Genomic DNA, 17,766 nt, shown 5'->3' with positions numbered 1-17,766 from the left:
AACAAAATGTTAAGATTAGATCTTCAGTTTTTCGCTTCTAAAAAGGGAGTAGGTTCTACAAAGAACGGTCGTGACTCAATCTCAAAGCGTCTTGGTGCTAAGCGTGCAGATGGTCAGTTCGTAACTGGTGGTTCAATCCTTTATCGTCAACGTGGAACAAAGATTTATCCAGGTGTTAACGTTGGTAAAGGTGGAGACGACACTCTATTCGCGAAAGTGGATGGCGTTGTTAAGTTCGAACGCCTAGGACGTGACCGCAAGCAAGTGAGCGTGTACCCAGTAGCTCAAGAAGCTTAATTCTTTAAAAAAACTCTAACCGTTTTTGGTTAGAGTTTTTTTGAGTTTTACGGAAAATGGTCGGCAAACATCATTTTGACCGATAAATTTGTACGAGGACCGATAAATGCGCACGAAGACTGATAAATTTGTATGAAGACCGATATATTCACATAACGATCGATAAATCAAATTTTCATCTATATTTGTCCCCACATACTGGTTATTTTGATATACTAGCAAGAAGAAGGTTTCAGTTCGTTTGTTTAGGAGTGCTTTTATGAAAAAAGAGTGGGATACGATTGAGCTTTTGCGACATGCAAGGCATGATTGGCTTAATAAAATTCAATTAATTAAAGGAAATTTATCTTTAAACAAAATGGATCGTGTGAAAGAAATTATTGATGAAATTGTCATCGAAACAAGACAAGAATCAATTCTATCCAACCTGAACATTCCTCAATTTGCCGCACTGCTCCTTACATATAATTGGGAAAGTCATTCAATTCACTTAGAGTATGAAATTATCGGGGAACCAAATCTATCATCAAGTCATCTCGTTAAGGATGATGTATTGACCAATTGGACAAACACTTTTTTAGAGGAATTAGATCAAGCCATTAAGGCATTTCATGAAAATCATTTATCAGTAACAATTGAAAGACAAGAAACAGGGATCGGTTTCTTTTTTGATTTTCGAGGAATAATAACAAATATTGAACATATAGAGCGTTTTCTTCAACAGCAATCAATCGTTGTAAAAACAGTGCACGAGCTTTCAGAGCATGAACTCTCTATTGAAGTATTTATGCCATATCAATAAAATAAAAATTTGCTAAAGTGATGAGGGCGACATCTTGTGAAAAATTAAGTAATCACTTTATTAAATGACACATCTACTGCTGATGGGAGGACAAAAATGTTTGTAGATCAAGTTAAGATATATGTAAAAGGAGGAGACGGAGGCAATGGAATGGTTGCCTTTCGCCGTGAGAAATATGTACCAAAGGGCGGCCCAGCCGGTGGAGACGGAGGTAAAGGTGCTGACGTTATTTTCGAAGTGGAAGAAGGACTTAGAACGCTCATGGACTTCCGCTATAAGCGTCATTTTAAAGCACCTCGCGGGGAACATGGGATGTCAAAAAATCAGCATGGCCGCAATGCAAAAGATATGATTGTCAAAGTTCCACCAGGTACAGTTGTGACTGATGCGGAGACGAAGGAAGTGATCGCCGATTTGACGGAGCATGGTCAGAGAGCGGTGATTGCTCGTGGTGGTCGAGGCGGGCGTGGCAATACAAGGTTTGCAACACCAGCTAACCCGGCACCAGAGCTGTCTGAACATGGGGAACCAGGGATTGAGAAAGAAGTTGTTCTTGAATTGAAGCTTCTTGCTGACGTAGGGTTGGTAGGGTTTCCAAGTGTTGGGAAGTCTACTTTGCTATCGGTCGTATCGGCTGCGAAGCCAAAGATTGCCGATTATCATTTTACAACAATTGCCCCGAATCTTGGTATGGTGGAGACAGAGGATGGAAGAAGCTATGTTATGGCCGACCTGCCAGGTTTGATTGAAGGAGCACATTCCGGAGTAGGCTTAGGGCATCAATTTTTACGTCATATAGAAAGAACTAGAGTGATTGTTCATGTCATTGATATGGCGGCAACAGAAGGAAGAGACCCATACGAGGACTATAAAACGATTAATAATGAATTAAAAGAATATAATTTACGGTTGACGGAGCGACCACAAATAATTGTAGCGAATAAAATGGACATGCCGGATGCGGAAGAAAATCTGGCATTGTTTAAAGAACAGCTGGAAGAGGATTATCCGGTATTTCCGATCTCTGCTGTGACACGGCAAGGATTAAGAGATCTTTTATTTGCAGTGGCTGATAAAATTGAAGAAACACCAGAGTTTCCTCTTGCACATGAAGAAGAAACAGATGTTAATCGTGTACTTTATAAACATGAAGCAGACCAAAAAGAGTTTGTGATTACCCGTGATCCTGATGGCAGTTTTGTGGTTTCTGGAGATGCGGTTGAGCGATTATTTAAAATGACCGATTTCTCACGTGATGAATCGGTGCGCCGTTTTGCTAGACAGCTTAGAGGAATGGGCGTTGACGATGCATTGAGAGAAAGAGGTATCCAGAGCGGAGATACGGTGAAGCTGTTAGATTATGAGTTTGAATTTCTTGATTAAATTTTCTTGAAAAGGAGACGTCAAAGAACTTTGGCGTTCGCCCTTTTCTAATGGGGTGGAGAAATGAGCAAAGACAAATTTGATAAGAAATTTTATTTGGTGCGTGAGGATGTTTTACCTGAGGCGATGAAGAAGACGCTAGAGGCAAAGGAAATGATCGAACGGAAAAAAGTAGAATCCGTTTGGGATGCTGTTCAACAAGTTGATTTAAGTCGAAGTGCATTTTATAAGTATCGTGACACTGTTTTTCCGTTTCACACCATTGTGAAGGAAAAATTAATCACTTTGTTTTTTCATTTAGAAGACCGTTCTGGAACCCTTTCACAGTTACTTGGGGTTGTAGCATCATCAGGTTGTAATGTGTTGACGATCCATCAAACAATCCCGCTTCAAGGGAGAGCACAAGTAACGATGTCCCTCAACATTACAGGAATGGGAATAGAGATCAATGAGCTATTAGCGAATTTAAAAAAGCTAGAATTTGTGGAAAATGTAGAGGTACTTGGGTCTGGGGCGTAGCTCCAAACCCAAAGATTTGATTGAAATTATTTGAAATTTTAGATAGATAGAATCGCTTATTAAAAACGATCAAGATCCTAACAAATTAAAATGGTGCAAAAGTTCAGTGATGTTCGTTTTTAACTAGAAGTGAGAATTATGAAATTGACTAGATATTTACATAAGATTAAGGCGTCCTTTTCATATAGACAACAGGATGACTTCTGGGGAGGAAAATTCATATGAAAATTGCATTTTTAGGGCCGAAAGCCACGTTTACAGACATCGCAGTACGCGAAATGTTTCCGTCCGATGAGGGGATTCCATATATGACGATTCCTGATTGCTTGGATGCCGTCATGAAAAATGAAGTGGATGCTTGTGTCGTACCATTGGAAAATGCATTAGAAGGGTCGGTTAATATCACTCTTGACTATTTAATCCATGAGATAACGCTTCCTATTTTAGCAGAGGTAACAGCGCCAATTAGGCAGCATTTAATGGTCCACCCCCAAAATAAAGATAATTGGAAAAATATTGAGACGATCTATAGTCATTCGCATGCAATTGCCCAATGTCATAAATTTCTTCACCAAAATTGTCATGGAGTTCAAAGAGTAAGTGTCACCTCGACGGCAGCGGCTGCGAAACATGTATTTGATCATCCGGCAGACCAAGCAGCAGCGATTGCCAATGAATTAGCAGCTGAAGAATATGGACTAGCAATTGTCGCCCCTGACATTCATGACTTTGATTTCAATCACACACGCTTTATTGTTTTGGCCAAGGAGGAGAGCCAATTCAGCAATAGTCCTTTGCAGAGGGCTGGCAACAAAACGTCGTTAATGATTACTCTCCCCGCGGATGATCGTTCTGGTGCTCTCCATCAGGTATTGTCAGCATTTGCTTGGAGAAAGCTTAATCTTTCAAAAATTGAATCAAGACCAACTAAAACAGGGCTTGGAAATTATTTCTTTATAATCGATGTCGAAATGGCGATGGATCAAGTTTTGATCCCTGGCGCAATTGCTGAACTAGAAGCACTTGGCTGTGCGGTTAAGGTTTTAGGAAGTTATCCATATTATCAAGTAAAACAGCAAAAAGGGGTCAGATAGGCTCCTTTTTGCCCTATAGTCCTATTTTAAAGTTCATTCATGCTTCGATAAGGAAGCCATTGGTTCGTAATGCTTCTTCAGCTTGATTTAGGGCTTCTTCTGTTGCAGCAGCTATCGTATGAAGGTGGATGCCATCTGTTAATTCTGATAAATAGGAAGAATTAGTGGCGCTGATTTTCTCAATAAATTGCTGAACTTCTTTCGCTGATGAAACCATAATTGAGGCAGTTAAATCACCGTATACGGAGTGTTCAATTTTTACATCAAGGACTGTTACTCCATGTTTGACCAGTAATAACAGTTCCTCTTCCGTTTTTTCTGGTGGATGGAAACAGGCGATCGTTCTTTCCACCCTGTTTGACATTTCCGGTCGTCTCATATACAAATATCCTTGGCTTGTTGCAATAATTGGTTCTCCTTGTGCTTTAAGCAATGTAATATCTCCAACTATTACTTGTCTAGAGACATTGGTTTTCTTTGCTAATTCACTTCCAGTTATCGGTTCTTGGCTTGTTTGGAGCCAGGATACAATCAGCTTCCTTCTTTCATCACCTAGAATTTTCTGACCTTTCATGTGTTCTCCACCCTTTACTTCTATATTTTCTATATAAACTTTGTTATACAATAACGATTTTTTGCTCATTCTTTTGAAGTCTTTATTTCTCATGTCTTCTAATGATATAAACCATCTTGAAAATAGTTTATCGTAGTTTTTTCTTACAGTCGATATTCAATCACTTTTGTGGATAGAAGCAAACTCCCTTTTTTGACAAATTTCAAGCTTGTACGAGAATGTTTTCACTCTCCGCTAACATAATTTATTTAGATTAAGCATAAGTTTTTTTGAAGATTATTAGCAAATTACCCACACAATCATACAATATATGGACATTTGCATAGGAGGGAGAAGTCAGAGTGAAGATCCATATCGTACAGAAAGGGGATACTCTTTGGAAAATCGCCAAAAAGTACGGCGTGAATTTTGAAGAGCTGAAGAAACTGAATTCACAGCTCAGCAATCCTGATATGATTATGCCCGGGATGAAAATAAAAGTTCCAACTGCTGGGGGAAGCATTAAAAAAGAAGCTCCTATTGGTCAGAAAGAAACACAGTTCAATATGGGCGTTAAAAAGGAAAAACAAGTAAAAGAACAGCCTTTTGTAAAGGAGAAGAAAAAAGAGGCGCCGGTTGAAAAAGTGGAAGAAAAACCGATTATGGAAAAGCCAGTGCCTGAAGTGCCAAAAGTGGAAACACCGAAAAAACCATTTGTACCGAAAATGCCTAAACCGATCATTCCGGAAATTGATATTAACAACTATTATATGATGAATATGGCAAATGTTAATGTGGAACAAAAGCCTCATCAGGCACCGCAATTGCCACCAAAACCGGCGAATATTCTACCGGAAACTAAACCAGTAAAGCCTTTTAAGCCTGTAGAAACGGATTCTTTTGAGGAATCATCCTCAATCGAAATGCCGATTAAAGGAGGATTTCAGCAGCCGATGTATCCATTTAAACCTTACCCTGCTCCAGGGGGATATCCATATCAGCAATCACCAGTGAATCCCGGAGTACAAGGAGCAATGCAGCAACCTCCGAACTATGGAGGAATGCCGGGAGTAGAAAATCATTATTTTGATGATGAATCATCTCCGTTTATGCCTAATCAACCTGCCGGTGTAATGGGAGCATATGATAATGCCCAACTTCCTCCAATGGCAAATATGCCGAATATGCCAAACATGCCGCAAGTCTCACCGGAAATGGCGAATATGCCAGCGATGCCGCAAGTCTCACCGGAAATGGCGAATATGCCAGCGATGCCACAAGTCTCACCGGAAATGGCGAATATGCCAGCGATGCCACAAGTCTCACCGGAGATGATGAATATGCCGCCGATGCCACAAGTCGCTCCAATGATGCAGGCACCATATCCGTGTCCGCCATATCCATGTCCTCCATATGCTGCTCCTTATCCAATGCCATATGGACCTCCAGGACCGGGATTGGCACAACCATATCCTGCCCATCCGCCATATGGACCAGGACCAGAAGTTGCTGGGGCATACGCTCCTCAAGCAATGCCATTTGGCTCGAACCAGCCATTTCCAGCAGTACAAGGAGCAATGGATGATAAAGATTGCGGATGCGGTGGACCACAATTAGTGGGTAGCTATGGCCCTCAACCACAAGTGCCTACAGGTTATGGAATGCCAGGAGGATTTGCACCAAACTTTCCTGGCGCCGTACCAACAGGATATGGGATGGAAACACCGATGGGGTATGAGGCGGAAGGAGAGTATCCAGAAGCGGGAGGATATGGACCGGGAGCACCTGCCCAAGCTATGCCAGGAGGATATGGGCCAGGTGTGGCACCAGTGTATGCTCCACCATATGGCCAGCCGTTTGCTAGTCCTCCGTATATGAACCCTTATGGACCAATGGGTGCTGGTTTTGGGATGGCAAGGAAGCAAAATGAAAGTGATGGAAGTGACGATTAACGATCAGGGAGACGGTTTATATATGGATCGTCTCCTTTTTTATTTACAAGAACAGCTTCCCTTTCAAATTAAATCCTTGCAACCTCTTAGCAATCATGTTTTCCTCCTTGAAAGTAATGACTTTGCCAAGTATATCATCAAAGGTTATCCATCATATCGACGCCTTAAGAGGCAAGTAAACATAACAATGGATTTAAAGGAGCACGGATTTTCTCATACTTATTCTTTTTATAATTTAACAAGTGGTTGCCCTTTATTTTTTGAGCAAACATTTTATGGCATTATCGAATACCTCCCTCCTTCTGATCATTCATTTACTTATGAAGGGCATGATAATAGGGTTGAAGCTTTAGCTTTGTTACATCAATTCCATGAAGTCGGCCGTGAGCTTGTTGAGAAATATAATGGAGAGTTAAAAAAACAGCACTTATTAAATAAGTGGAGGGGAAGAACAGCTGCATTTCTAAACCAAATTTCCTTTATTAAATTTTTTATTCAAAAAGAAATCCTAGAAGAGATATTACAATGGGCAGATTGGGCGCTTCGTGGTTTGGAGCAAGAGACAGGAGCCAGCAACTCTCCTACTATCTTACATGGCGACTTGGCGCATCATAATTTTCTACGAATAGAAGGGGAAGAATTATATCTCATTGATTTCGATTTAATGATGATAGGAGATAGAAGTCTTGATTATCTTCAATTTGCTAATCGGATTCTTCCACATATAAATTGGTCGTTTGAGCGTTTGGCAAAATTGGAATTAATACGTCCTTTCTTACATTCGAAATTCTTTTTGTATGGATTAGCTTTTCCATCTGACATCTTTAGGGAATGGAACAGAATGATTAGGGAGAAGCAATATAATAATCCGATTATTGTACGTCAACTTCTTGATTTAACAGTAGGGCAGTTTTTTGAAAGAGAGCGTTTTATTAAGGAGCTACAGTTTGCATTAAGCGGACATTCCCAAAAATAAAGCAGACTGGTCGGAACTGACAGGATGAAAAAGGAATTCACCTCACACTCTAATAGTGAGCAAGTGTTTTGCTCTTATTTGAGAGTAGGGGGCGTATTATTTTGAACTATAAAAAATTAACATGGCCTGCTGCTGTAGCCATGATGTTAAGTCTTGGGGCCTGTGGCAACAATGATGAGGCAGTAGATGGCCAGGATCGGCAACCTCTTGCTATCGGTTATTATTCAAATGAACACCATGAAGAAGACGGAGGAAATACGAATTGGTTGAATGAGGATAACGATGGGCCTGTAACAGAAATAATGGACCATACCATTGCAGGAGAAGGAAGAAATAACGGCATTCGTGGAATTAATAATAAGGCCGCTCCTGATGGAGAATTTAATTACACCTTATTCAGCCGCGATGATCAAAATTATCATGCCCATTTAAATACTAATAACAGTGGAGCAAGAAGCTCTTATTATACAGCCTATAATGGGAGGCTTGCTCAAAGAATCGGAAATATCGCTACGACAGTAGTCAATGTTGCAGATGCGAGAGCAGTGGTGCATGAGGATCGGATTATTGTTGGCGCTGTTTTGGAAGACCCTCTGAGAGCTGAAGAAACAAAAGCGGCTATTGTGGATGCTATAGAACCATATGTTAACGGCAGAACTGTATCAGTTACGACAAATGACAGCACCTATAGTAGAATCCGTACAATTGATAATCAGCTTCGTGATGGTGGACCGCGCGACATGGTGGATGAAGAGATTGATCATATGTTTAAAACAATTAGTAATGAGAGAAATAGAAGTGTTGAGTATAATCAATGACTTTAAGGAGCAAGCTGAAAAAGGCTTTGCTCCTTTTTTGGAAAAAATTTCTTTTTCTCTTATGAAAAAGGATAATATTTCTTTATTTGGTCAAAATAATAGTGGAGATATAGCAATTGTTTTGATGTTAATTTGATATATGTTTGATTAAAAGAGGTGACCACTGTGAAAGTCATAAGGTCTATAATATGTTTACTGATTGCAATCTTTCTTTCGGGAATCGATGGCATCGTAAGTGCTGAAGCAAAAAATGATCAGACTAAAGAAACGTTACAGTTTGAACCTCTTGAAGTTCAAGTGGTACTGGAACGGATGTATCTAGACGGGGAATTCAGTCAAGAAACGGTCAAAGAAACCATTTGGTCGATGGAGGATTTTTGGGCAAAATATGATAGCTGGCAGCTCATTGATATGACTGAAGATAAAGTAGTCTTCAGAGAATTCGTCGATGATATTTCTCCGCTCCTTAAAGCTAATGGTTATTTTGGAATTAATAACGATGGAGCATTAACCATTTTTAATGGCAAGCCGCAAACCTCAAAAATTATTCATACTTTTTTTCAATTAGATATCGGTAAGCTCGAAAGTAAGAAACATGAAGAGTTGAAAAAGGGAATCCCAATAAAGGATAAGCATCATTATGTCGAAGTGCTAGAAACTTTCAAAGACTTTACCCTAGAAGAGAAGGTAGCCAATTAATGAAGGATTGATGGAACCGAATTAAAATCGGTTCTTTTTTTATCGATGTTAAGAGGTTGTTCATGCATCTGTCACTCTTATAAACTGTCTCACCACGACAAACGATTGCCATGGTTCACATTCTGTATTACAGATAGTGTCCTAGTCTGTTCAGCGTAAAACAATTTTAAAATTTCCGCAGCATCAATCGTTGTTCCAAAAGAGAAAAATAGTGTTTTAACTGAAATAATTCATCATTGCCGCTCCTGTTTGAAACGAGGCTTTTCTTTATGGTAGGTGGATAGATAGTATGATACAATGAAGTACAGCAAACTAGAGGGGCGAATGCAATTGTTTGAGTTTATTCAAGGGAAGGTCGATTTTATCGGCCCTGAATATATTGTGTTGGAAACGAGCGGAGTGGGCTTTCAAATTACAACGCCTAATCCGTTTGTTTATGCGAAGGATCAAGGAAAAGAAATTAAAATTTATACATATCACTATGTTCGTGAAGATATGATGGCATTGTATGGTTTTCAAACAAGGGAAGAGAAGACCTTGTTTACGAAATTGTTAAATGTCTCTGGTATTGGTCCCAAAGGGGCGTTAGCTATTTTAGCTGCGGGAGAACCAGAACAGGTTGTCGACGCAATTGAAAATGAAGATGAAGGCTTTTTAGTGAAGTTCCCAGGGGTGGGAAAGAAAACAGCAAGACAAATGATTCTTGATTTAAAAGGAAAGCTTCAAAATGTCGTGCCAGACTTTTTCCCTGATCTTTTTGCTCCTGACAAAGGCGTTCGGGCGGAAAGCGCAAATCAAGAACTTGAAGAGGCGCTTTTGGCTTTAAAGGCGCTCGGCTATTCTGAAAAAGAAATGAAGAAGATTGCGCCTGAACTACAGAAAGAAACGTTAACGACAGATCAGTACATAAAAAAAGGTTTGCAGAAATTATTAAAATAGAAAGGGGTGAAGATCGTGGAGGAACGGATTGTGTCTGGTGAAGCTGATGTGCAGGAGCTTTCCCTCGAACAAAGCTTGCGTCCGCAGACTCTTAAACAGTATATAGGCCAGGATAAGGTGAAAGAGAATTTAGAGGTTTTTATTAAAGCAGCAAAACTTCGCCAAGAAACATTGGACCATGTTCTCCTTTACGGTCCACCCGGTCTTGGGAAAACTACTTTAGCAACCATTATTGCAAATGAAATGGGTGTAAATATCCGAACGACGGCCGGACCTGCGATTGAGCGCCCAGGTGATTTAGCAGCGATTTTAACAGCGTTAGAGCCAGGAGATGTCCTTTTTATTGATGAAATCCATCGCTTACCACGCTCAATTGAAGAAGTGCTTTACCCGGCGATGGAGGATTTTTGCTTGGATATTGTGATTGGTACAGGTCCAAGTGCACGCTCGGTTCGTTTGGATTTACCGCCGTTTACCTTGGTCGGAGCAACGACAAGAGCTGGCTCATTGTCAGCTCCTTTACGCGATCGCTTTGGGGTTTTAAGCAGGCTAGAATACTATCATGAAGAGCAGTTAAGGGAAATTGTGATTCGAACGGCTGAAGTATTTGAAGTGGAGATCGATTCATTGGCAGCCGTTGAAATAGCGAGGAGATCAAGAGGGACGCCGAGGATTGCTAATCGGTTGCTGAGAAGGGTGCGAGATTTTGCACAAGTTCGTGGCAATGGAGCTATTGAGCATTCGTTGGCACAGAAGGCTTTAGAGCTTCTGCAAGTGGACCGGCTTGGCTTAGATCATATTGATCATAAGCTATTAAAGGGAATTATTGAGAAATTTCGCGGCGGTCCAGTTGGTTTAGAGACGATTGCTGCCACAATCGGTGAAGAATCGACAACGATTGAAGATGTGTACGAGCCTTATTTATTACAAATAGGCTTCCTGCAAAGAACTCCTCGAGGTCGGGTTGTAACAGACCTAGTTTATCGCCATTTCGGGATGGAGGTGCCTTCTATTGAGCGGAATTCCTAAACTACTAATGATTGTCGGGGTAATCATTTTTGTTGTAGGATTTCTTATGCAATTCATTCAAATTGGAAAGCTACCTGGGGATATTGTCGTAAAAAAGGGCAATACAACCTTTTATTTTCCGGTTGTTACATCGATTTTAATTAGTATTGTTCTTTCACTTATCTTTTATTTTATTGGAAAATTTCGTTGATGTTTATATTTCAGCAGTTGTCAGCAAACTAAGAGCGAGTGATTTGGCTGCAGCTCATTTTTTGCTGAATTAAAACTGTATAAAATGAGCGACGATAAAATTATATTAAAGTGAATGAAGTTATGAATAAGGAACAGGGTGACATCATTGAAGGTAGATTTATTTGATTTTCATTTGCCTGAGGAACTGATTGCACAAACCCCTTTGCAGGAACGGGCAAGCAGCAGGCTGATGGTCTTAAACAAAGAAAATGGTCAAATTGAACATGATATTTTTAAACATTTAAAAAGCTATCTTAAACCAGGTGATTGCCTCGTTTTAAACGATACGAGAGTTTTACCAGCACGGCTTTTTGGGGAAAAAGGAGATACAGGTGCAAAAATCGAAGTCCTTTTATTAAAGCAATTAGAGGGTGATACATGGGAGACTTTGGTTAAGCCGGCTAAACGGATTAAGGAAGGTTCTGTCATTTTTTATGGAAATGGCTTGCTTTCTGCTGTTTGTGTTGGTGAAAAAGATCATGGTGGTAGACTTCTGCAATTTCGTTATGAGGGAATTTTTTATGAGGTACTAGAGGCTCTTGGTGAGATGCCGTTGCCTCCTTATATTAAAGAACAGCTTGAAGATAAAGAAAGATATCAAACTGTTTATGCAAAGGAAAGGGGCTCGGCAGCAGCACCAACTGCAGGTCTTCATTTTACTGAAGAACTTCTTGCAGAACTGAAGGAGATGGGGGTTCAAATTGCTTTTATTACCTTACATGTCGGTCTAGGAACCTTTCGTCCTGTAAGTGTGGATGATATTATGGAGCATGAGATGCATGCAGAATTTTTCCAAATGACAGAAGAAACAGCTCAAATGTTAAATGTGGTGCGAGAGGCTGGAGGGCGAATTATTTCAGTTGGGACAACGTCAACGAGGACGTTAGAAACGATCGCATCAAAGTATAATGGAAAATTTATAGCTGACAGTGGCTGGACCGATATTTTTATTTATCCGGGCTATCAATTTAAAGCAATTGATGGCATGATTACAAATTTTCATTTGCCGAAATCAACATTAATCATGCTTGTTAGTGCTTTAGCAGGGAGAGAGCATGTGCTCCATGCTTACCGAACTGCAGTAGAAGAAAAATACCGTTTCTTTAGTTTTGGAGATGCAATGTTGATATTATAGTTGTCGCATTGCTTTATGCAATGCAGACTTCAGGAGGTACAGAAATTTGACTGCAATACGCTATGAATTAATAAAAACCTGTAAGCAAACAGGGGCAAGACTAGGGAAAGTGCATACTCCGCATGGGTCATTTGAAACTCCTGTTTTTATGCCTGTAGGGACGTTGGCAACGGTTAAGACGATGTCACCAGAAGAGCTCGTGCAAATGGGAGCCGGGATTATTTTAAGCAATACGTATCATTTATGGCTTCGTCCTGGTCATGAGATTGTAAAAGAAGCTGGTGGCCTTCATAAATTTATGAATTGGGATCGAGCAATTTTAACAGATTCCGGTGGGTTCCAAGTATTTAGCTTAAGTGAGTTTCGCAAGATAGAAGAGGAAGGCGTTCATTTCCGCAATCATTTGAATGGAGATAAACTTTTCTTATCACCTGAAAAAGCGATGGAAATCCAAAATGCATTAGGCTCAGATATTATGATGGCTTTTGATGAATGTCCACCATATCCGGTGACATATGAATATATGCAAAAATCGGTAGAGCGTACATCACGATGGGCAGAAAGATGCTTAAATGCTCATCAACGTCCTCAGGATCAAGGGCTTTTTGGCATTGTGCAAGGTGGAGAATATGAAGAGCTTCGGAAGCAAAGTGCTAAAGATTTAGTTTCGTTAGATTTCCCTGGCTATGCAGTTGGCGGCTTGTCAGTAGGAGAGCCAAAGGATATCATGAATCGTGTTCTTGAATTTACGACACCGTTACTACCTTCCCATAAGCCGAGATATTTAATGGGAGTGGGCTCACCAGATTCATTAATAGATGGAGCAATTCGCGGGATCGATATGTTTGATTGCGTACTTCCATCCCGAATTGCCCGCAATGGTACATTGATGACAAGTGAAGGACGCCTTGTTGTTAAGAATGCGAAATATGCGCGTGATTTCGGTCCAATTGATGAGCATTGCGACTGTTATACATGCCGCAATTATAGCCGAGCTTATATTCGTCACCTCATAAAATGTGATGAAACATTCGGAATACGACTTACAACTTACCATAATCTCTATTTTCTGTTAAAATTAATGGAGCAAGTCCGAGAAGCGATTCGCGAGGATCGTTTAGGGGACTTCAGAGAAGAATTTTTTGAAAGATATGGCTTTAATAAGCCCGACGCAAAAAACTTCTAAAAGAGTAAATATAAATAGCTTGAAAGGAGGTTGGACGAATGGAAATGCTAGGTACAATTGCACCACTGTTATTAATGTTTGCGCTTTTCTACTTTTTATTAATTCGCCCGCAACAAAAGCGACAAAAAGCAGTTCAGCAAATGCAAAATGATCTCAAAAAAGGTGATAAGATTGTGACGATTGGCGGCCTTCATGGAATCGTTGATGCGATCGATGAAGGACAAATTGTCATCAAATGTGGCGATGGAAGCCGTCTTACATACGATCGTGCTGCGGTACGTGAAGTTATTGAATCATCAAATGATTTACTTGCTAAAAGCTAATAGTGCTTTTAAGCTAAAAACACCCATCTAAAAAGATGGGTGCAAACTGTAGACAAATTCGAAATTTTTCGGGTCTGTCTACAGTTTTTTTATGCTTTGTTATATGACTTGCTTGATCTAGTCTTGTTTTTCTTTGGACTTTTCATTTTTAGTATAACTAAAAAGATGTATAAAACCTCCGTTTTACACGAAATGCTCAAAAGCTTTTTTAATATATAAGCCAGTGTTAGCTTTCCAAGAACTGAGTCCCAAGTGCAAGCGCGCTTTATTTGCTTGATATTAACCGAAGGCGGGAGAAAGAATCATACAGTCCTACAAAAAGCGAGTTACTCTTGACCTTATGAAAGCGTCCGTTAAAAAGGACTGACGTTTAAATGCTTCTTGTTTTTGGAGTGCTCATATTAACGCCCAGTATTCCTCCCATCATTGCTGTAACAATATAGCATACATGGTAGACGATTTGCTCTAAAGAAAATAGGCTATCATAACCTAAATATTGAAATAGAAAAATGATCAATGTATAAATAACCCCGGTTAATGCACCAATGAGCCAGCCTTTCTCTTTCCCTTTTCTTCCAGTAATAAATCCGCCTGCAAATAATGTAATAAAGGAAATTATCGTCGTTAAAATTCCTAATGATGATTCTTGCGTATTCGTAAATCGCAGTATTACAGAAAATACAAAGCTGGCAATAATTAGTAGTAAAAATATGCCGATTACTCCATATAAAATAGCAATTCCATGGTTTTTTGACTCTTCTATTTTGACCCTCTCCCTTCGATCAAGACTTCATGTATTTTGTGCTTAGCAGCGAGTTCAACTTTTATGATAGTTGATGAACAAGCTACTTTGCTTGTCTTAGTACATGCATATTCAGGAGCAGAGAAAAATAGAAGCTGAACTTTTCCATTTCTAACAAATTAGAATGCTGGCGATAAAAAGCTCACTTCTCATATTTAGGCAAGGAATGTGGATAATAACAAAAGAAAAGATAGATAAGAAATTACGGAAGGGGAAAAGAATGTGGCTGAGCTTATTCCAATTGCGTTAAGAACCCTGTTTTTTTATGCTCTTATTATCCTTATTTTTCGTATGATGGGAAAGCGTGAAATCGGCGAACTTAGTATTTTAGATTTAGTCGTTTATATTATGATTGCGGAATTAGCAGTTGCTGCGATCGATGATCCGAATAATCAGCTCTTTCATGTCGTCATGCCAATGCTGTTACTGATGATCATTCAAATTGTATTTGCATTTATCTCGTTAAAGAGTAAACACTTCCGGGATGTGGTGGAAGGAAAGCCAACATTGATTATCAACAAGGGAAAAATTGATGAAAAAGAAATGAAAAAGCAGCGCTATAATTTTGATGATTTGTTGTTACAATTGCGAGAACAAAATGTTCGCAATATTGCCGATGTGGAATTTGCCATTTTGGAGACATCAGGAAAATTAACTGTGTTTGAAAAAGAAAAGAATCAAAGTAGCTACACCATTCCGCTCATCATTGATGGGGAAATCCAAACGAAAAATTTGGAACGCATCGAAAAAAATCCACTATGGCTTAGACAGGAATTGCGGAAGCGTGGCTACCGGGATGTAAAAAAAATATCCTTCTGCAGCTTTCAAAATGGCGACTTTTTTATTGACGTTCAAGATTTTAGATGAAAGATGAAGAAGATTTTCAAGATGGTTGATTTGGCCCATTTTGAATGAGGGAGTCTCAAATGAGCCAAATATGAAAAGCATACGTTAAATAAGCTTATTTAAAAGCAAAGATTGCTAAAAATCCTCCTATTTTTGGGATTCTTTGCAAATCATGTTTTCGTACTAAGCCAAACAGGAGCAAAAGAATAGCATAACTTAAGCTCATAACGATGGCAGCAAGGATGATGTGGCTTGCAAGGGAAAGACCTGTGATTTGTTCATAAGTATAAAAGCCTAGTACTCCTGAGAGAAACATGACGATAAAGCCTTTTGCATAATCTCGTATATAAAAAGTAAAGGAAATTCGTTTCAAAACCGTGGCGAAATGGAGAAAGGTAACTAGGACGATGCCAATAATAATTCCAAGCGCTGCCCCATTAATGCCAAAGTTTGATTGACTGGCAAGAGCAAAAATGACCCCGAGTTTCACAGCTGATCCGATGATGCTATTAATCATCGCTGCTCGTGCTAAATCCAATGCCTGTAACGTCGCTTGCAACGGCCCTTGATAATAATAGAAAAGGAAGAATGGGGCCATAATCTTGATAAAAATGGCCCCGGATGTAGAGCCATACATAAACTCCATTAGTGGATCTGCTAAAACATATAAAATAATAATCGCCAGTCCACCGGTTAAAAAGACAAAGCGCAGTGCTTGCTGTAAGCGATATTCAATGAGCCCCTTATCATTATTTGAATTGGCTTCACTGATTGCTGGTACTAGCGAAGTCGATAAGGAGTAGGTAATAAACGAAGGGAGAAGCAATAACGGCATGGCAAATCCGGTAAGGGAACCGTATTGTTTTGTTGCTAGTGATGTACCAACTCCGGCCAAAGCAAGGCTATAGGAGACGACAATCGGCTCAAGAAACCAAGAGAAGTTGCCGATTAGTCTACTTCCTAATGTTGGTAGTCCTACACCCATTAATTCTTTAAAGGTCGATTTACCAGCCTGTATTTGCTTAAAGAAATTTCTTCTAAATGGAAATTTCTTTTTCATTTTAAACGTTGTAATTAAGTAAAGCAGCGACATAAGCTCACCGATAACAGAGGCAAGCATTGCTCCTGCGGCGGCGAATTCAATCCCATATGGGAGAAACATCTTTGTTAAAACAGCAATCAGGGCGATTCGTATGACTTGCTCAATTACCTGTGAGTAGGCTGCTGGCTTCATGTTTTGTCGTCCTTGAAAATATCCTCTAATAACGGCTGAAATTGCAACAATTGGGATAATCGGAGTAATTGCCAGTAATGGTAGTTTTGTGCGATTATCAGTAAACAATAGGTCAGATAAATAAGGTGCGCTAAAAAGGAGAACAGGTGTAAACAACAAGGATAAAGAGATCGTCGTTGTTAAAGAGACTACTAATATTTTTTTGATTTTTTTGAAGTCTCCTTTTGCTTCTGCCTCAGCCACACTTTTTGAAATCGCTACAGGCAGTCCTAATTGTGTAATAGTGATAACTAACATAAGGGTTGGAAATGCCATCATATAGAGACCGACGCCTTCTTCTCCAATAAATCGGGCAATGACGATACGATTGATGAAGCCAAGCACTCGGGTGACTAACCCGGCAATTAATAATATGATCGTTCCTTTTAAAAACTTAGACATCTTGCTCCCTGCCTTCTGGATATAAGTTCTATAAGACGGATCTTGGAATTATAAAGTATTTTCTTGGAAAGTCGCTTTCAGAAAAGAGTTAAATCATATACAATTATCTATATGCTTGAAAGTGGACAAAGCATGACAAGTTGTTTCGTTTTCTATATGAAGATTATCTAGGAGGAGTTCAAATGAGCACTGTCCATGAATACGATCGTTTCCGTAGTGAAGTAAAACCAGCTCTTATTAGTAAAGTGGAAGAATTAAATCTATTAGGATATGGAACCATCCACGAGCAACAGTTATGGGAGTTTCTCACGACGAAGAAGTGGAAGCGAGTGAGAGATGACATTAAGCTATATGAAATAGTAGCTGATATTCTCTCATTAAAACCTGGTGAATATATGAGTTTTGCCTCCGTTGAAGCATTGAAGCTCCTTGATTTTTCTCTTGAGGACGAAACGGAGTTGAAAGAACTTTTAAAATGAATCTAGCTTATACATATAAAATTGACAC

21 protein-coding genes are annotated in these 17,766 nt (G+C 39.6%); 18 read left to right on the top strand and 3 right to left on the bottom strand.

All coding sequences use genetic code 11. The features are described 5' to 3' along the window. Window positions 1–6: 6 nt before the first annotated feature. The 5 genes from rpmA (at window position 7) to pheA (ending at window position 4,095) form a co-directional block, all read left to right on the top strand. Entirely contained in the window at window positions 7–297 is a 291-nt protein-coding gene (rpmA, locus tag PZE06_RS01575) for a 50S ribosomal protein L27 (RefSeq protein WP_126407387.1), read from the top strand. Window positions 298–556: 259 nt separating this feature from the next. Further along, entirely contained in the window at window positions 557–1,099 is a 543-nt protein-coding gene (locus tag PZE06_RS01570) for a sporulation initiation phosphotransferase B (protein ID WP_150913618.1), read from the top strand. Between the two features lie 96 nt (window positions 1,100–1,195). Further along, on the top strand, window positions 1,196–2,482 hold the full coding sequence (obgE, locus tag PZE06_RS01565) for a GTPase ObgE (RefSeq protein WP_150913616.1): 1,287 nt from the start codon (window positions 1,196–1,198) through the stop codon (window positions 2,480–2,482). Window positions 2,483–2,545: 63 nt separating this feature from the next. Further along, window positions 2,546–3,001 (top strand): ACT domain-containing protein, encoded by a 456-nt coding sequence (locus tag PZE06_RS01560; protein ID WP_095307251.1) that lies wholly within the window; start codon window positions 2,546–2,548, stop codon window positions 2,999–3,001. 221 nt (window positions 3,002–3,222) lie between these two features. Next, window positions 3,223–4,095 carry a prephenate dehydratase gene (gene pheA, locus PZE06_RS01555; protein ID WP_150913613.1) on the top strand — a complete coding sequence of 291 codons (873 nt, stop codon included), beginning with the start codon at window positions 3,223–3,225 and terminating at the stop codon, window positions 4,093–4,095. A 37-nt stretch (window positions 4,096–4,132) separates the two neighbouring features. On the opposite strand, the gene PZE06_RS01550 is transcribed toward pheA, so the two are convergent. Next, window positions 4,133–4,669 (bottom strand): transcription repressor NadR, encoded by a 537-nt coding sequence (locus PZE06_RS01550; protein WP_150913611.1) that lies wholly within the window; start codon window positions 4,667–4,669, stop codon window positions 4,133–4,135. 341 nt (window positions 4,670–5,010) lie between these two features. Between PZE06_RS01550 and safA the strand changes: the two genes are divergently transcribed. The 11 genes from safA to yajC all read left to right on the top strand — a co-directional run bounded on the left by safA (window position 5,011) and on the right by yajC (window position 13,936). Further along, entirely contained in the window at window positions 5,011–6,600 is a 1,590-nt protein-coding gene (gene safA, locus PZE06_RS01545; RefSeq protein WP_150913609.1) for a SafA/ExsA family spore coat assembly protein, read from the top strand. Then, window positions 6,575–7,576, top strand: a complete 1,002-nt coding sequence (locus PZE06_RS01540; RefSeq protein ID WP_225310576.1) for an aminoglycoside phosphotransferase family protein — start codon at window positions 6,575–6,577, stop codon at window positions 7,574–7,576. Before safA ends, PZE06_RS01540 begins: the two co-directional genes overlap by 26 nt. Window positions 7,577–7,677: 101 nt before the next feature. Next, window positions 7,678–8,394 carry a YhcN/YlaJ family sporulation lipoprotein gene (locus PZE06_RS01535; RefSeq protein ID WP_150913605.1) on the top strand — a complete coding sequence of 239 codons (717 nt, stop codon included), beginning with the start codon at window positions 7,678–7,680 and terminating at the stop codon, window positions 8,392–8,394. Further along, the gene (locus tag PZE06_RS01530; RefSeq protein WP_191963124.1) at window positions 8,375–8,530 is read left to right on the top strand and encodes a hypothetical protein; all 156 of its coding nucleotides are present in this window, start codon (window positions 8,375–8,377) and stop codon (window positions 8,528–8,530) included. The genes PZE06_RS01535 and PZE06_RS01530 overlap by 20 nt, the downstream gene beginning before the upstream one ends. Before the next feature lie 92 nt (window positions 8,531–8,622). Continuing rightward, entirely contained in the window at window positions 8,623–9,093 is a 471-nt protein-coding gene (locus PZE06_RS01525) for a BofC C-terminal domain-containing protein (RefSeq protein ID WP_225310582.1), read from the top strand. Between the two features lie 330 nt (window positions 9,094–9,423). Next, the gene (ruvA, locus tag PZE06_RS01520) at window positions 9,424–10,032 is read left to right on the top strand and encodes a Holliday junction branch migration protein RuvA (protein WP_150913601.1); all 609 of its coding nucleotides are present in this window, start codon (window positions 9,424–9,426) and stop codon (window positions 10,030–10,032) included. 15 nt (window positions 10,033–10,047) lie between these two features. Next, entirely contained in the window at window positions 10,048–11,061 is a 1,014-nt protein-coding gene (ruvB, locus tag PZE06_RS01515; RefSeq protein WP_150913599.1) for a Holliday junction branch migration DNA helicase RuvB, read from the top strand. Beyond that, window positions 11,045–11,251, top strand: a complete 207-nt coding sequence (locus tag PZE06_RS01510; RefSeq protein ID WP_150913597.1) for a DUF2905 domain-containing protein — start codon at window positions 11,045–11,047, stop codon at window positions 11,249–11,251. The genes ruvB and PZE06_RS01510 overlap by 17 nt, the downstream gene beginning before the upstream one ends. 147 nt (window positions 11,252–11,398) lie before the next feature. After that, the gene (gene queA / locus PZE06_RS01505) at window positions 11,399–12,427 is read left to right on the top strand and encodes a tRNA preQ1(34) S-adenosylmethionine ribosyltransferase-isomerase QueA (protein ID WP_150913595.1); all 1,029 of its coding nucleotides are present in this window, start codon (window positions 11,399–11,401) and stop codon (window positions 12,425–12,427) included. 46 nt (window positions 12,428–12,473) lie between these two features. Then, the gene (gene tgt / locus PZE06_RS01500) at window positions 12,474–13,613 is read left to right on the top strand and encodes a tRNA guanosine(34) transglycosylase Tgt (RefSeq protein ID WP_150913593.1); all 1,140 of its coding nucleotides are present in this window, start codon (window positions 12,474–12,476) and stop codon (window positions 13,611–13,613) included. Between the two features lie 38 nt (window positions 13,614–13,651). After that, the gene (gene yajC / locus PZE06_RS01495) at window positions 13,652–13,936 is read left to right on the top strand and encodes a preprotein translocase subunit YajC (protein ID WP_150913591.1); all 285 of its coding nucleotides are present in this window, start codon (window positions 13,652–13,654) and stop codon (window positions 13,934–13,936) included. A gap of 370 nt (window positions 13,937–14,306) precedes the next feature. On the opposite strand, the gene PZE06_RS01490 is transcribed toward yajC, so the two are convergent. After that, window positions 14,307–14,669, bottom strand: a complete 363-nt coding sequence (locus tag PZE06_RS01490; protein ID WP_309145442.1) for a TIGR04086 family membrane protein — start codon at window positions 14,667–14,669, stop codon at window positions 14,307–14,309. A 291-nt stretch (window positions 14,670–14,960) separates the two neighbouring features. Here PZE06_RS01490 and PZE06_RS01485 point away from each other — a divergent pair, with 291 nt between their 5' ends. Then, the gene (locus PZE06_RS01485; protein ID WP_150913589.1) at window positions 14,961–15,605 is read left to right on the top strand and encodes a DUF421 domain-containing protein; all 645 of its coding nucleotides are present in this window, start codon (window positions 14,961–14,963) and stop codon (window positions 15,603–15,605) included. A 94-nt stretch (window positions 15,606–15,699) separates the two neighbouring features. On the opposite strand, the gene spoVB is transcribed toward PZE06_RS01485, so the two are convergent. After that, window positions 15,700–17,259, bottom strand: a complete 1,560-nt coding sequence (gene spoVB, locus PZE06_RS01480; protein WP_150913587.1) for a stage V sporulation protein B — start codon at window positions 17,257–17,259, stop codon at window positions 15,700–15,702. A gap of 182 nt (window positions 17,260–17,441) precedes the next feature. On the opposite strand from spoVB, the gene PZE06_RS01475 reads away from it, so the two are divergent. Continuing rightward, on the top strand, window positions 17,442–17,738 hold the full coding sequence (locus PZE06_RS01475; RefSeq protein ID WP_150913585.1) for a post-transcriptional regulator: 297 nt from the start codon (window positions 17,442–17,444) through the stop codon (window positions 17,736–17,738). The last annotated feature ends 28 nt before the right edge of the window (window positions 17,739–17,766 follow it).

Source organism: Robertmurraya sp. DFI.2.37 (genome assembly GCF_029211245.1).
Taxonomy (GTDB): domain Bacteria; phylum Bacillota; class Bacilli; order Bacillales; family Cytobacillaceae; genus Robertmurraya; species Robertmurraya methanolica_A.
This window is presented reverse-complemented; position numbering and strand designations above follow the sequence as displayed.

Coding starts and splice junctions, on each gene's coding strand:
- PZE06_RS01570 (WP_150913618.1), top strand. CDS start 557: ATGAAAAAAGAGTGGGATACGATTGAGCTTTTGCGACATGCAAGGCAT.
- PZE06_RS01540 (WP_225310576.1), top strand. CDS start 6,575: ATGAAAGTGATGGAAGTGACGATTAACGATCAGGGAGACGGTTTATAT.
- yajC (WP_150913591.1), top strand. CDS start 13,652: ATGGAAATGCTAGGTACAATTGCACCACTGTTATTAATGTTTGCGCTT.
- PZE06_RS01550 (WP_150913611.1), bottom strand. CDS start 4,669: ATGAAAGGTCAGAAAATTCTAGGTGATGAAAGAAGGAAGCTGATTGTA.
- PZE06_RS01560 (WP_095307251.1), top strand. CDS start 2,546: ATGAGCAAAGACAAATTTGATAAGAAATTTTATTTGGTGCGTGAGGAT.
- rpmA (WP_126407387.1), top strand. CDS start 7: ATGTTAAGATTAGATCTTCAGTTTTTCGCTTCTAAAAAGGGAGTAGGT.
- obgE (WP_150913616.1), top strand. CDS start 1,196: ATGTTTGTAGATCAAGTTAAGATATATGTAAAAGGAGGAGACGGAGGC.
- pheA (WP_150913613.1), top strand. CDS start 3,223: ATGAAAATTGCATTTTTAGGGCCGAAAGCCACGTTTACAGACATCGCA.
- spoVB (WP_150913587.1), bottom strand. CDS start 17,259: ATGTCTAAGTTTTTAAAAGGAACGATCATATTATTAATTGCCGGGTTA.
- PZE06_RS01475 (WP_150913585.1), top strand. CDS start 17,442: ATGAGCACTGTCCATGAATACGATCGTTTCCGTAGTGAAGTAAAACCA.